The organism is Yersinia mollaretii ATCC 43969 (assembly GCF_013282725.1).
Taxonomy (GTDB): Bacteria; Pseudomonadota; Gammaproteobacteria; order Enterobacterales; family Enterobacteriaceae; genus Yersinia; species Yersinia mollaretii.
Genome location: NZ_CP054043.1, coordinates 2,701,875 through 2,715,565 on the forward strand (window position 1 = coordinate 2,701,875; position 13,691 = coordinate 2,715,565).

Here is a 13,691-nt window from a genome sequence, read left to right on the forward strand (position 1 = left end):
TGTTTTTTATATATCAAAAAATATCGGCCCTTAAGTGGGCCGTTGTTATATTAATAATACGATGAGCGTTTAATTTAATATAATAGTGAAAATCATATTATAATTAATTGTTTTTAATTAATGTATATATTATTGTTTTGTTTAAATGAAACAAATGTAATAGATAATTAAATTTCGTGATGCAAATCACGCATCTAATAATATTGCCCCTCATAAACAATACTTAATTCTTTATGTTCTATCATATTTAGACAGCAGTAATCATAAGTGCTCTTATTTGTATCACGTCAGCTAATTTTTGTTTTCAATAACTTAGCTAATTTAGTGCTTAATGGAATGTCTCTGCTGTGACGATATAATACTGTTTTTACTCAGTAACTACTTTCACTCGGAAAATAGAGGTTCATTATCGAATGATAAATGAATCGGTACCCTGCTGTCTTAATTAAATGTGTTTCAATATAGTTAATATGAACATAATGAGGAGTCTATCATGAGTAATACACTCGATCTCTCTAACTATTCATCGAATGGTACGCCCTATCAAGTCAAGTTTATTAATCAGTCACCCTCGGCATGGATTGTTTATTTATATCAAAAAATGCCTAACCAGCCCTCAGACGTATTTTCTCTCGCCTGGCAGGCATCCCCCTTTAAAGTTGCACCCAATAGCTTTTTCACTTTCAAGTGGTCAATTGACTACTCATTTATATGGGGCAGAACGGGGGCGCTAACGGATGGGGTGGTCTTTGAGGCTGGCGCGGTATTAGATGCTGATCCCGCAGGAAATAATCAGGTGACATTTGACACGGCAAATAACACACCGGCGTTTAGTAATTTGTCGAGTGGTGGGCAAGCGGGCAAGTTGACGATTATGGAGGGTAGCCACATGCCAAATAATGTCTATTCCACGGGGATTGGGATGTCAGGGCAGGGGACTTTTGTGCAGCAAGTCTTAACCAATACCACTCAGCTTTATACCCCTGAACCCCTTTATTACATTGCCGCCGGGCAGGGGGTTCAAATGGGGCAGGTATTAGCCCAAACAGTGACCAATGCCAGTGAGTTAAAATACACAGGGAACGTCTATTCACTGGTGGCAACACTGACCGAAACGCAACAATGGAGTATTGTTCCAGCATAATGTTGATATATGACTAATATGATAAATATCACGGAGACGATCTAAATCTTCGTGGTATTTCTGGCTGCTAGTGACACAAGGTGTCGGTGATACCGCCATTTCCGCAGCACCGGAGCTTTATCGGGTGGTTCATCATGCCCTGAGCATAAATCGCCCACTATTCGTGGTCGCCAGATACCCCTTGTTGAGTATATAAAAACATCAATATCAAATATTAGTGTGATAACGAACAATAACTATTGAATCAGACTTTTATTATTATTCACGGCCCGTATAATCCCACTCTTTATGTTGATTTGCCGAGGTGGTCGTGAAACAACTTTCTGGTTTGTTGGGCGAATTACGGCAAAAGTTACGTGCCGGTTTCCCTGACCAGGCAGGTATTCGGCAAATTATCTTGCCCGCATCGGGTCAGGTGGGGAGTCAATTGCTGGAGTGGCTGGCTGCACAATGCCATTTTCCTCAATTTTATTGGCATCACCGTGAAGGCCATGAAGAGGCCGCCGTCTGTGGTCAAACCCGCCAATTTAACGATGTGCAATCGGCGGATGCCTTTATCCAGCAGCATGAGCTGATAAAGCAAAATAGTGATGCCAGTGGGCTACGGATTTGGGGGCTAAATGCCTTCGAGCCGGTGAGCTTGGTTGTCCCCTCCGCTGACACCGACGCTTGCGCCGTGCAACAGACGCAGACCAGTTTTCTGTTTCTCCCCCGCATTGAGATTTTGCGCCGTGGTCATCAAACCTACGTGACCCTCAATCTGGCGAGTGATTTCTCCCTACAGCAAGATGCGTTGCTGGCTATCGCCTTTATTGACCAACTGGTCGCCGCCAAGCCACTCCCTGTTCTTGATGTTCAGGTCCAAAATGCCAGCCATATGCCGGAATATCCGCAATGGTGCCATCTGATTCAGCAGGCACTGGGCAACATTGAACAGCAGACCATGGAAAAGGTGGTTCTGGCGCGTTCGACCCGCTTAACACTCGATAAACCCTTGTCTTGTAGCGCCTTTATGGCGGCCAGCCGTCAGGTCAACCACCACTGTTTCCACTTTATGCTGCGCTTTGATGCCTTGCGGGCCTTTTTAGGCTCCAGCCCTGAGCGTCTCTATTTGCGCCAGAAACGGCACTTGGAAACAGAAGCTTTAGCGGGCACGACCTCTAATGATGATGACCATCAGCAAGCCCGCGTGCTGGCTGATTGGTTGATGCAGGATGAAAAAAATCTGCGCGAGAATTTGCTAGTAGTGGATGACATTTGCCAGCGCCTACAAGGCGGTGTCGCGGCGGTGGATGTCATGCCGCCCGAAATCATTCGCTTGCGTAAAGTGCAGCATCTGCGCCGCCGCATTCACGCCCAGCTCAATCGTGCCAGTGACACCGAGTGCCTGCAACGGCTGCAACCCACGGCGGCGGTAGCGGGTTTACCGCGCAATATCGCCCGCCAGTTTATTGCCGAAAATGAGCCTTTTCCCCGTGGCTGGTATGCGGGTTCTGCGGGCTACCTTTCACTGCAACAGTCGGAATTCAGTGTCACGCTGCGCTCGGCATGGGTAGAGGATAAATGGGTCAATCTGTATGCCGGAGCCGGTATCGTGGCCGGATCGGACCCTGAGCTGGAGTGGCAAGAAATTAACCATAAATCAGCGGGATTACGCACCTTGCTGGACTCTCACCCACAAGCGCATAATCAGTAACAGGTGCAATTAACCGCACTTGTTATGTGGGCGATTGTGGCACCCCAGTGGCAGGTGTAAACTGGGATTCATCGGCTATTCAGAGCACTTTTCTGGTATAGAACGGTAGAAGTATAGAGAGATAGAAAGAGAGATAGAATTTTAACCACTACTCAGCCACTCCGGGCTTTTTCAGAGGATAGATGGCGTTCCTCATGCTGACTGTCGGGGTCGAAGTGTCTGTTAACTGACTTTTGGGCGAACCATGTCGATAAGTGTTTTTAACCGTCGTTGGGCGGCATTGCTACTCGAGGCGTTAACGCGCCACAGTGTGCGTCATATCTGTATTGCGCCCGGCTCCCGCTCGACACCGTTAACCTTAGCGGCGGCGGCGAATCCGTCGCTGGTTTGCCATACTCACTTTGATGAGCGCGGTCTGGGCCATTTGGCGCTCGGATTAGCGAAAGCCTCCAGTGAACCCGTGGCGGTGATTGTGACCTCCGGCACGGCCGCCGCCAATCTCTATCCGGCCCTGATCGAAGCGGGGCTGACCGGCGAGCGGCTGATCTTCCTGACCGCTGATCGCCCGCCGGAGCTGATCGACTGCGGAGCCAATCAGGCTATCCGCCAGCAAGGGCTGTTTGCCAGCCACCCCACCGTCAGCATCAATCTGCCTCGGCCCACGCCGGATATTCCTGCCCGTTGGCTGGTGGCGACCCTCGATAGCGCGATGGCGCAATTAGATCATGGTGGCTTGCACATTAACTGCCCCTTTGCCGAACCGCTCTATGGCGGCGATGAAGAGTGCTATGCCGACTGGTCTGCCTCCTTGGGCGACTGGTGGCAAGACAGTCACCCGTGGCTACGCCAATCAGGTTATCAACCACCGATGCCGCAGCCGGATTGGTTTTTCTGGCGGCAAAAACGCGGGGTGGTGATCGCCGGGCGCATGACGGCAGAAGAGGGGGCACAACTGGCGCAATGGGCAGAACTGCTGGGCTGGCCACTGATTGGCGATGTGTTATCGCAAACCGGGCAACCGCTGCCTTGCGCTGATTTATGGCTGGGGCGTCCAGAGGCACAGCAGGTGCTGAGTCAGGCACAGGTGGTGGTGCAATTGGGCAGCAGCCTCACGGGCAAACGGCTGTTGCAGTGGCAGGCAGAGTGCCAGCCACAAGAGTATTGGCTGGTGGATAACTTACCGGGCCGCCTTGATCCGGCCAATCACCGTGGCCGCAGAATAATATCATCGGTGAATGCGTGGTTGGAGCAGCACCCCGCGCAGCGCCGTGCTCCTTGGGCCGCTGAACTCATTGAGTGGTCGCAAAAAGCACAATTTCATGTGGCTGAAACCCTCAACGACCAGTTCAGCGAAGCCGCAGTGGCGCACCAATTGGCGGCACTGTTGCCCGATAACGGCCAGCTCTTTGTCGGCAACAGTTTGATTGTTCGCCTAATTGATGCTCTGGGCCAACTGCCCGTGGGGTATCCGGTTTACAGCAACCGTGGTGCCAGCGGCATTGATGGCCTGTTATCGACGGCGGCGGGGGTTCAACGCGCCACCGCCAAACCGACGTTGGCGATTGTCGGTGATCTCTCCGCCCTGTATGACCTGAATGCACTGGCGTTATTGCGCCAAAGCTCAGCTCCGATGGTGCTGCTGGTGGTGAACAACAATGGCGGGCAGATCTTCTCTCTGCTGCCGACACCCGAAGCCGATCGTCAGCGCTTCTACTGTATGCCGCAAAATGTCAATTTTGAACATGCCGCCGCCATGTTCAACCTAAACTATGCTCGCCCTGAGAGCTGGCTCGCGCTACAGCAGCGGGTCGAGCAGTGCTGGTTACAAGGTGGCGTGACACTGATCGAGATAGCAGTGCCGCCCAGTCAGGGGGCCGAAACACTGCAACAGTTGGTACAACAGGTGGGCCAATTATGACGCTGGCGTGTCGTAAACTCGTCGCCAATCCCCAATCTTCCGCGCAGCCACCAGCGGGGCCGTGGCTGGTGTGGTTGCATGGCCTGCTGGGAAGTGGCGAGGATTGGCTGCCGGTGGCCGAATTGTGTGGTGACTACCCCTCGCTGCTGGTTGACCTACCGGGTCACGGTAAATCTGCCCACCTGACTACCCTCGGTTTTGCTGATGTCAGCCGCCAGTTAGCACAAACATTGCAGGCTAACGGCATTCGCGAATATTGGCTGGCAGGCTACTCTTTAGGCGGCAGAATTGCGATGTATCACGCCTGTCATGGTCGCCATCCTGGCTTGCAGGGATTACTGATCGAAGGGGGGAACCTCGGCTTGGAGAGTGATGAGTTACGCCGTCAGCGTCTACAAAATGACCAGCAATGGGCGCAGCGTTTTCGCCTCGAACCGCTGCCACAAGTGCTGGCCGACTGGTATCAACAAGCCGTATTTGCTGACTTGGATGCCCCCCAACGCGAGCAGTTAGTCTCATTGCGTGCCGACAATATCGGCTCCGCCGTGGCGGATATGCTCGAAGCAACCTCATTGGGGCATCAGCCATGGCTCTTGCCCGCCTTGCAGCGGCTCCGCGTTCCTTACACCTATCTGTGCGGCGAGCGCGATCATAAATTCCAGCAACTGGCGAAACAGCATCAGTTGCCGCTACGCACACTGGCCCGTGCCGGACACAATGCTCACCGTGCTAACCCCGGTGCATTTGCCGCGCAAGTGCTTTCATTTCTATCTCAGTCCACATTTTCACCACCCTCCCGTTAAAGGAATGCTTACTATGCTTTATCCGAGCGAAGAACAACTGTACGCCGCCATTGATTGGCAAGATTGCTCCGCCGGGTTTGAAGATATTCGCTATCACAAATCCAGCGATGGTATCGCCAAGATCACCATTAACCGCCCTCATGTGCGTAACGCATTCCGCCCGCTGACGGTGAAAGAGATGATTCAGGCGCTGGCTGATGCTCGCTATGATGACAATATCGGCGTGATCATTTTGACCGGCGAGGGCGACAAAGCATTCTGTTCCGGCGGCGATCAGAAAGTCCGTGGCGACTACGGCGGCTATCAGGATGCTACCGGGACTCACCATCTGAATGTGCTGGATTTCCAGCGCCAAATCCGTACTTGCCCGAAACCGATTGTCGCCATGGTGGCGGGCTATTCCATTGGTGGCGGTCATGTATTGCACATGATGTGCGACCTGACTGTCGCGGCAGATAATGCCATCTTCGGCCAAACTGGGCCAAAAGTGGGTTCCTTCGACGGCGGCTGGGGTGCAGCTTATATGGCGCGCATTGTCGGCCAGAAAAAAGCGCGCGAAATCTGGTTCTTGTGCCGCCAGTATGATGCCAAACAAGCGCTGGATATGGGGCTGGTCAACACCGTGGTGCCGATCGCTGATCTGGAAAAAGAGACCGTGCGCTGGTGCCGTGAAATGCTGGAAAACAGCCCAATGGCACTGCGCTGCCTGAAAGCGGCACTGAATGCGGATTGCGATGGTCAAGCGGGCCTGCAAGAGCTGGCGGGTAACGCCACCATGCTGTTCTATATGACCGAAGAGGGTCAGGAGGGGCGCAATGCATTCAATGAAAAACGCCAGCCGGACTTCAGCAAATTCAAGCGTAATCCGTAATGCGCGCGGCCACACTGTATCGCTACAGCATACCGATGGACGCGGGGGTCATCCTGCGCCATCAGCGGCTGAAAAATCGCGACGGATTGTTGGTGAAGTTGCAGCAGGGCGAGCAATCCGGCTGGGGGGAGATTGCCCCCTTACCGGAGTTCAGTCAGGAAACTTTGGCTGAAGCACAAACGGCGGCGACGAGCTGGCTGCAAAGTTGGGTGAAGGGCGAATCAGCGGATCTCGGTGCGCTGCCTTCCGTGGCTTTCGGCCTGAGCTGCGCACTGGCGGAGCTTGATCACAGCTTGCCGCTGGCGGCGGATTACCGCAAAGCCCCACTCTGTACTGGTGATCCCGATGAGCTGTTCGCGGTGCTACAGGCGCTGCCGGGTGAGAAAGTCGCTAAGGTAAAAGTGGGGCTGTATGAGGCGGTGCGCGACGGTATGATCGTCAATGTGCTGTTGGAGGCCTTGCCCGATTTGACACTGCGGCTGGATGCGAATCGCAGTTGGACGCGCGCCAAAGCGGATGGTTTCGCCAAATATGTCAATCCTGAGCTGCGCTCACGCATTGCGTTTCTGGAAGAGCCGTGCAAAACCCGTGCGGAGTCCCGCGAATTTGCTCGCGACACGGGGATCGCTATTGCGTGGGATGAGAGTGTGCGCGAAGCTGATTTTCAGGTTGAAGCTGAGCCGGGTGTCGCCGCGATTGTGATCAAGCCGATGCTGGTGGGGAGTATTGCCCGCTGCCAGCAGTTGGTGCAACAAGCGCATCACGCGGGTTTGGTCGCGGTGATCAGCTCCAGTATCGAGTCGAGTCTGGGCCTGACCCAACTGGCGCGTTTAGCTCATTGGCTGACGCCATCAACCGTGCCGGGGCTGGATACACTGGATTTGATGCAGGCACAGCTATTGCGCCCATGGCCGGAGAGCACTTTGCCGCTAGTGACAGCGGATCAACTGGATGTGCTATGGCGCAGCTGAATGATTGGCTGGGTCAGCATTCATCTCCATGGCGGCATTGGGCCAATCTACAGCCCCACGCGATAGCTATTCGTGCGGGGTCGCAACCGATCAGTTGGCAACAACTGGTGGCTGATATTGATGATCTGGCATCCGGTTTTCAGCAACAAGGCGTCACCCCCGGCAGTGGGGTGGTGCTGCGCGGTAAAAACAGTTATTCGCTGTTGCTGGCCTATCTGGCCGCATTGCAGTGCGCCGCCCGTGTGCTGCCGCTCAATCCGCAACTGCCCGACGCGCTGCTGGCACAGCTTCTACCTCAGCTAAATATCGATTTTATGCTGAATCTGGCCGCCCCCTTACCGCCGCACTGCGCTTTTCCCCCACTGGCACTGAGCAGGGATAATCCGACAGCGCTCACGTCAACATGGGATAACCAACGGCTGGCGACCCTGACCCTCACCTCCGGCTCATCGGGCTTGCCCAAAGCGGCAGTGCATACCGTGGCTGCCCATTTAGCCAGTGCGGATGGCGTGTTACAGCTGATGAGTTTCGGCGCAACAGATAGCTGGTTGTTATCGTTACCGCTGTTTCATGTCTCAGGCCAGGGTATTGTCTGGCGCTGGTTAAGTGTCGGTGCCACCTTGGCGGTGCAAGAGGGGGTGCCGCTGGCGGAAGCATTAACCGGATGCAGCCACGCCTCGCTGGTCCCCACCCAGTTATGGCGATTATTGGCAAGTGAGGGCGCGAGATTAACCCTGAAAGAGGTGCTGTTGGGCGGGGCGATGATCCCAACTGAGCTGACAGAAAAGGCGGAGGCTCGTGGTATCCGCTGCTGGTGCGGTTATGGCTTGACTGAAGCTGCGTCAACAGTGTGTGCCAAACGCGCTGATGACCTGCCCGGTGTCGGTGTGGCACTCGCGCGCCGTGAGGTCAAATTGGTGGAGAGTGAAGTGTGGGTAAAAGCGGATTGCCTCGCGGCGGGCTATTGGCAGCAGGGGCAGTTACGACCCATATGCGATGATGATGGTTGGTTCCATACCCGCGACCGTGGTGAATGGCAGCAAGGCGAGCTGCGTATTCTCGGGCGGCTCGATAATCTCTTTTTCAGTGGTGGCGAGGGGATTCAGCCGGAGGATATCGAGCGGATTTTGTTGCAGTATCCAGGAGTGCAGCAAGCATTTGTTGTCCCGGCTGCTGACACTGAATTCGGCCACCGCCCAGTGGCGGTTATCGACGCGGATGAAACCGTAAACGAGGCGGCATTAGCGGATTGGTTAGCGCCACAACTGGCAATATTCCAACGGCCCGTGGCGTTTTATCGTCTGCCGGAAGCGCTCAAAGGGGAGGGGATTAAGGTATCGAGGCGGCGAGTTATTGATTTTGTGGCAAATATTTAATTCAATTCAATTTATGATCGGATCAGGTTTCGGTTGATATTCGACTCGATGATCGGTTCGGTTGACATAAGCTCGATGCTCACTTGGTCTCCTATGCCCCAACCGCCAAAGAGGTCACAAGCGCGTGACCCCTTTGGAATCCCCGCGCTTGCGCACGTATCGCTTGCCCACTTCGTGGGTACCCTCGCTCATCGTTTCGGCTGACGGACGGCTTTATTCGCATCCCTGCTCATGACGCCTAAAACGGGCGTCCTGCCCGTTTTCCTTGCCTTCTCTCTTCACTTGGCAGCTCAAATGTGCTTTTAACACCAAAGTCAAAACCACGGTTTTTGGCTTTTGATGTTAAGCGCAATCAGGAATATTGCCGACGAGGATGGAGGGTAGAGTGAGCGGGCATGGACGCCCGCGAAAAGCGCGCTTGGGCAAGGATGCCCAAGCGCGCTGACTCGTCAGCCCGAAAGACGTGGGAGGTTTACCCGCAGGGCAATATTTCGCGCAAGGCGCGGGTGTTGGGCCGCCGCCCTGCGGCCCGACTCGGTTGAGGCTGGGGAGGTCAAGTGAGCACCGAGCGAATATCAACCGAAACCAGCTCCGATCAAATATCAACCGAACCAATCACTGATCCCCTTGAACTAAAATAACTTTTTAAAAAAATAAGCCCCTCATTTGAGGGGCCATAAACATAAGCAAAAATTTAATTTAATCCAAGCGCCTTCCTCACCCCATCACCATAATCTGGATGCACTTGACTAAACAACGCCACCTGACGGCGCTGAATCTCCTCCGGAACCTGTGACAGTTCACCCGCAATACGGGCAAACATCCGCTGATGCTCTTCAGCACTCAGCAAATTAAACAGCGCCCGTGGCTGGGAAAAGTAATCGGTATCTTCGCGGTGATTCCAGTGATCAGCCGCACCTTCCAGTGTTAATGGTGGCTCGCTGAAATCAGGTTGTTCTTGGAACAGACCAAAACTGTTTGGCCCGTAAGTGGCTGTATTGCCGCTGTTACCATCAACGCGCATTGCACCGTCACGATGATAATTATGGAACGGGCATTTAGCACTGTTCACCGGGATCTGATGATGGTTCACCCCTAAACGATAACGCGCAGCATCACCGTAAGAGAACAGACGGCCTTGTAACATGCGGTCAGGGGAGAAACTCACGCCGGGCACCACGTTGGCGGGGTTGAATGAAGATTGCTCAACTTCGGCAAAGTAGTTTTCCGGGTTGCGGTTTAGCTCGAAGAAACCGACGTCAATCAGCGGGTAATCACCGTGTGGCCACACTTTGGTCAGATCGAATGGGTTATACGGAGTTTGGGAGGCTTCATGTTCTGGCATCACCTGAATTTGTAGCTTCCAGCGCGGGAAATCACCGCGCTCGATGGCTTCGTACAGATCACGCTGAGAACTTTCTCGGTCACTCCCGACCAGTTTTTCAGCCTCGTCATCCATAAGATTTTCAATGCCTTGCTGGCAGCGGAAATGGAATTTAACCCAAAAACGCTCATTGTTAGCATTGATAAAGCTGAAGGTATGGCTGCCGAAGCCGTGCATATGACGATATGATTTTGGCAGGCCACGGTCGCTGAAATCGATCGTAAGCTGATGTAGCGACTCGGGCAATTGGGAGAAGAAATCCCACTTATAGGTAGGGTTACGCAGGTTGGTGCGCGGATCACGTTTAACGACGTGGTTCAGGTCAGGGAATTTCAGCGGGTCGCGTAAATAGAACACCGGGGTGTCATTGCCGACCAAATCCCAGTTCCCCTCCTCAGTATAATATTTCATGGCGAAGCCACGAATATCACGTTCAGCATCGGCGGCACCACGCTCACCAGCTACCGTTGAGAAGCGGACAAACATCTCGGTTTGCTTGCCAATCTCAGCGAAAATTTTTGCGCGGGTATATTGGGTAATATCGTGGGTGACAGTAAATGTGCCGTAAGCACCGGAGCCTTTGGCATGCATACGGCGCTCAGGGATCACTTCACGATCGAAATGGGCCAGTTTTTCCAAGAACCACACATCTTGCAGTAGCATCGGGCCACGTCGGCCAGCAGTAACAACATTATTATTATCAACAACGGGCGCGCCCGCCGCAGTGGTTAATCCTTTCTTTTTGCTCATCATTCTCTCCATTATTGCTATTGAATTGACTGATTTCTCGGGTGTTTAAAAGCATTACATTTCGCCAAAAGCCTGATTGACAAGATAATAATTTAAACAACAACAGGGGGTCATTCGTTGATCTCCACACTAGTTGTAGCCTTATTGGCTGCTTTCAGCAAATAGGTACGCCTTATCATTACCATTGCTAACATAAAGAGCCTCAATCGAATAGATATTTACAATCATTTGAAATGCTGTGTTATTTAATCGTTTTTTACGTGTGTTTATGATCTTTCTTTCGGTTAAACTCGACGCAGGGAAACCTGTTTGCCGCAATCTGCTCACGGGTGACATCACGAATAATGAGAGAAAAATATGAATAAGCATTTGATCGCGTGTGCAGCGAGCCTGTTGTTTGTGGCCGGTTCTGCCAGCGCAGTGAGTTTTAACGCCGAAACTGGGCGTGATTACACCAACTTAGGGTTTGGTATGGGCACCAACACCGGCGGATTAGCGATCAGTGGTAACTGGGCGCGCAGTGATCACGACGGTGATATCTATGGGCTGGGGCTGGGTTTCAATCTCCCGCTGGGTCCGCTGATGGCAACCGTAGGCGGTAAAGGCATCTATATGTCACCGGAAGACGGTAGCAGTGGCGGTGCGGTGGCGATTGGTGGCGGGTTAACTTACCCCATCAACAAATCATTCACCCTGTACGGTGAGGGCTATTTTGCCCCTGAAGAGCTGACCAGCGGCATGAAATCTTATAGCGAAGCCAACGGCGGCCTGCGCTGGAATGTCTTCCGCCCACTGACCGTGGATGTCGGCTATCGTTACATCAATATGGAAGGTAAAGAAGGGAAGCGGGATAATCGCGTAGCGGATGGGGTGTATATCGGCGCGGGTTTGAATTTCTAATTATCCTGCGTCCTTGGCGCTACAGCGTTGTTGGCTGCACTCGTTTACCCGAATCACTGACTTGAGTCAGCTCATCGGGGTGCTCTCGTTTGCCGCCTAGCTGTAGCACCAATGACTTTGGCTAATATCTTTTATTCTTGGCGCTACAGCGTTGTTGGCTGCACTCGTTTACCCGAATCACTGACTTGAGTCAGCTCATCGGGATGCACTCTTTTGCCGCCTAGCTGTAGCACCAATGACTTTGGCTAATATCTTTTATTCTTGGCGCTACAGCGTTGTTGGCTGCATTCGTTTACCCGAATCACTGACTTGAGTCAGCTCATCGGGGTGCTCTCGTTTGCCGCCTAGCTGTAGCACCAATGACTTTGGCTAATATATTGGTAATACTTGCTTAAATAAAAGGGCGCACTCCTTGCTGGATATGCGCCCTTATTGTATTTGTGGCTTGAATTATCCGACGGCGGGTAATACGCCTGTGACAATCCCTACCTGAATACCAATCACCACCACGCCGCAGGCAAATACCGCCGCCAGTGCGGGTTTCCCACCCCAAACCCGATAGCTTCCCTGATGGATATTACGCGCTTTCCACGCCAGCATGGCAGGCAGAATTAAGGCCAATACCGACAATGCGACGGCGGCAAAACCCAGCGCCATAATAAAACCTCGAGGGTAAAATAGCGCGAACAGCAAAGGTGGCGTAAAGGTAATTGCGCCAGTTTGCAGGCGGCCACGGACTGAATTACGGCGCTTAAACAGATCGGCCAGATAATCAAACAGCCCTAACGCCACCCCGAGGAAGGAGGTGGCCAGCGCTAAGTCAGCAAACAGATGGACCGCCAGTTCCACGTGCGGTGAGGCGACAACATCGCGCACCGCTTGTAATAAACCATTCAATCCGGCTTGTTGCGCCAGAATACCGACAAAAGTCTGGGACGAAATAGCCCCGAGAGTGGTCAACTGCCAGAAGATATAAGCAATCAGCGGAATAGCACTGCCGATAATAAATACCCAACGCAGCTTACGAATATTGCCACCCATATAATTGACGATGCTCGGCACACTGCCGTGGAAGCCAAATGAGGTGAAAATCACCGGAATCGCAGAGAGCGCCAGCCCCTGTTCCAGTGGTAACGTCAATAAGTTGGTTTTTTCGATATGCGGCATCATCAGTGCCAGCATCACAATTAAAAAGATAATTTTGGCACTAAATAAGATGCGATTGAATAGATCGACTGAATGGGTGCCGATACAAACGACACCACCGGCAACTAACGTGAACAGCAATACGCCAAGGGAAGTGGGAAACGACTGTTGGGTCCATTGGCTGATACTGGTGGCGAGCAACTCGCCAGCTCCGCTGATATAAGCCGCAGTCAGCGCATACATCAAAAACATCATGCTAAAACCAGTGAGCCATTGCCCCCGATGACCCAGATAGCGCTTAGCTAAGGTTCCCAGTCCGGTATCTGCCGCTTCGTGTTGATAAACCTCAACTAACAGCAGGGCGGTGTAACACATTAATACCCAAAGGGAAATTAGCAAGGCAAGGGTGACAGCAAAACCCACCCCGGCCGCCGCCAGTGGCATTGCCAACATGCCTGCACCAATAGTGGTCCCTGCAACGATAAATATACTGCCCAGAGTGCGATTCTTCACGCTTTCCTCTACTACATGACAATTTATTGGAATTATTGAGTGCAGCAGGGTAGTAGATTGGCCTGTTTGTGTCAAATCGACGTTACGATAGATGTAAATAAATCATTACAATAATGCGGCGCACGAAAAGCGCGCTTTATTGCAGTTATTTATCCTCTTTGAGGGAAATGATTGTGTTTAAGTGATGGGATTACATAAAGTAACGATAATGGTGACCAA

General features: G+C 52.5%; 11 protein-coding genes. 9 read left to right on the forward strand and 2 right to left on the reverse strand.

The features are described 5' to 3' along the window. Nucleotides 1-493 precede the first annotated feature (493 nt). The 8 genes from HRD69_RS11975 (at nucleotide 494) to HRD69_RS12010 (ending at nucleotide 9,321) form a co-directional block, all read left to right on the forward strand. Entirely contained in the window at nucleotides 494-1,144 is a 651-nt protein-coding gene (locus HRD69_RS11975; protein ID WP_004876257.1) for a hypothetical protein, read from the forward strand. A 310-nt stretch (nucleotides 1,145-1,454) separates the two neighbouring features. Then, complete coding sequence (menF, locus tag HRD69_RS11980; RefSeq protein WP_004876260.1) at nucleotides 1,455-2,840, forward strand: isochorismate synthase MenF; 1,386 nt, start codon at nucleotides 1,455-1,457, stop codon at nucleotides 2,838-2,840. 244 nt (nucleotides 2,841-3,084) lie between these two features. After that, nucleotides 3,085-4,758, forward strand: a complete 1,674-nt coding sequence (gene menD, locus HRD69_RS11985; RefSeq protein ID WP_004876262.1) for a 2-succinyl-5-enolpyruvyl-6-hydroxy-3-cyclohexene-1-carboxylic-acid synthase — start codon at nucleotides 3,085-3,087, stop codon at nucleotides 4,756-4,758. Further along, a complete protein-coding gene (gene menH / locus HRD69_RS11990) occupies nucleotides 4,752-5,561 on the forward strand; it encodes a 2-succinyl-6-hydroxy-2,4-cyclohexadiene-1-carboxylate synthase (RefSeq protein ID WP_152412110.1) in 810 nt (269 codons plus the stop codon). Before menD ends, menH begins: the two co-directional genes overlap by 7 nt. A gap of 13 nt (nucleotides 5,562-5,574) precedes the next feature. Continuing rightward, entirely contained in the window at nucleotides 5,575-6,432 is an 858-nt protein-coding gene (menB, locus tag HRD69_RS11995) for a 1,4-dihydroxy-2-naphthoyl-CoA synthase (protein WP_032815107.1), read from the forward strand. Continuing rightward, nucleotides 6,432-7,403 carry an o-succinylbenzoate synthase gene (gene menC / locus HRD69_RS12000; protein ID WP_004876264.1) on the forward strand — a complete coding sequence of 324 codons (972 nt, stop codon included), beginning with the start codon at nucleotides 6,432-6,434 and terminating at the stop codon, nucleotides 7,401-7,403. Before menB ends, menC begins: the two co-directional genes overlap by 1 nt. Beyond that, the gene (gene menE, locus HRD69_RS12005; protein WP_032815108.1) at nucleotides 7,391-8,779 is read left to right on the forward strand and encodes an o-succinylbenzoate--CoA ligase; all 1,389 of its coding nucleotides are present in this window, start codon (nucleotides 7,391-7,393) and stop codon (nucleotides 8,777-8,779) included. Before menC ends, menE begins: the two co-directional genes overlap by 13 nt. Nucleotides 8,780-9,174: 395 nt before the next feature. Further along, nucleotides 9,175-9,321: a hypothetical protein gene (locus HRD69_RS12010; protein WP_172984581.1), complete on the forward strand. Its 147-nt coding sequence runs from the start codon at nucleotides 9,175-9,177 to the stop codon at nucleotides 9,319-9,321. A 152-nt stretch (nucleotides 9,322-9,473) separates the two neighbouring features. Here the strand turns inward: HRD69_RS12010 and HRD69_RS12015 are convergent, their stop codons facing one another. After that, entirely contained in the window at nucleotides 9,474-10,913 is a 1,440-nt protein-coding gene (locus HRD69_RS12015) for a catalase (protein ID WP_172984644.1), read from the reverse strand. 357 nt (nucleotides 10,914-11,270) lie between these two features. On the opposite strand from HRD69_RS12015, the gene HRD69_RS12020 reads away from it, so the two are divergent. Then, a complete protein-coding gene (locus HRD69_RS12020; RefSeq protein WP_032815672.1) occupies nucleotides 11,271-11,813 on the forward strand; it encodes a YfaZ family protein in 543 nt (180 codons plus the stop codon). 450 nt (nucleotides 11,814-12,263) lie between these two features. Here the strand turns inward: HRD69_RS12020 and tyrP are convergent, their stop codons facing one another. Beyond that, entirely contained in the window at nucleotides 12,264-13,472 is a 1,209-nt protein-coding gene (tyrP, locus tag HRD69_RS12025; protein ID WP_004875331.1) for a tyrosine transporter TyrP, read from the reverse strand. Nucleotides 13,473-13,691 lie beyond the last annotated feature (219 nt).

What these genes read in the sequence shown, in the direction of transcription:
- menB (WP_032815107.1), top strand. Translation starts at nt 5,575, where the DNA reads ATGCTTTATCCGAGCGAAGAACAACTGTACGCCGCCATTGATTGGCAA.
- menD (WP_004876262.1), top strand. Translation starts at nt 3,085, where the DNA reads ATGTCGATAAGTGTTTTTAACCGTCGTTGGGCGGCATTGCTACTCGAG.
- menE (WP_032815108.1), top strand. Translation starts at nt 7,391, where the DNA reads ATGGCGCAGCTGAATGATTGGCTGGGTCAGCATTCATCTCCATGGCGG.
- HRD69_RS12020 (WP_032815672.1), top strand. Translation starts at nt 11,271, where the DNA reads ATGAATAAGCATTTGATCGCGTGTGCAGCGAGCCTGTTGTTTGTGGCC.
- HRD69_RS12015 (WP_172984644.1), bottom strand. Translation starts at nt 10,913, where the DNA reads ATGAGCAAAAAGAAAGGATTAACCACTGCGGCGGGCGCGCCCGTTGTT.
- HRD69_RS12010 (WP_172984581.1), top strand. Translation starts at nt 9,175, where the DNA reads ATGGACGCCCGCGAAAAGCGCGCTTGGGCAAGGATGCCCAAGCGCGCT.
- HRD69_RS11975 (WP_004876257.1), top strand. Translation starts at nt 494, where the DNA reads ATGAGTAATACACTCGATCTCTCTAACTATTCATCGAATGGTACGCCC.
- menC (WP_004876264.1), top strand. Translation starts at nt 6,432, where the DNA reads ATGCGCGCGGCCACACTGTATCGCTACAGCATACCGATGGACGCGGGG.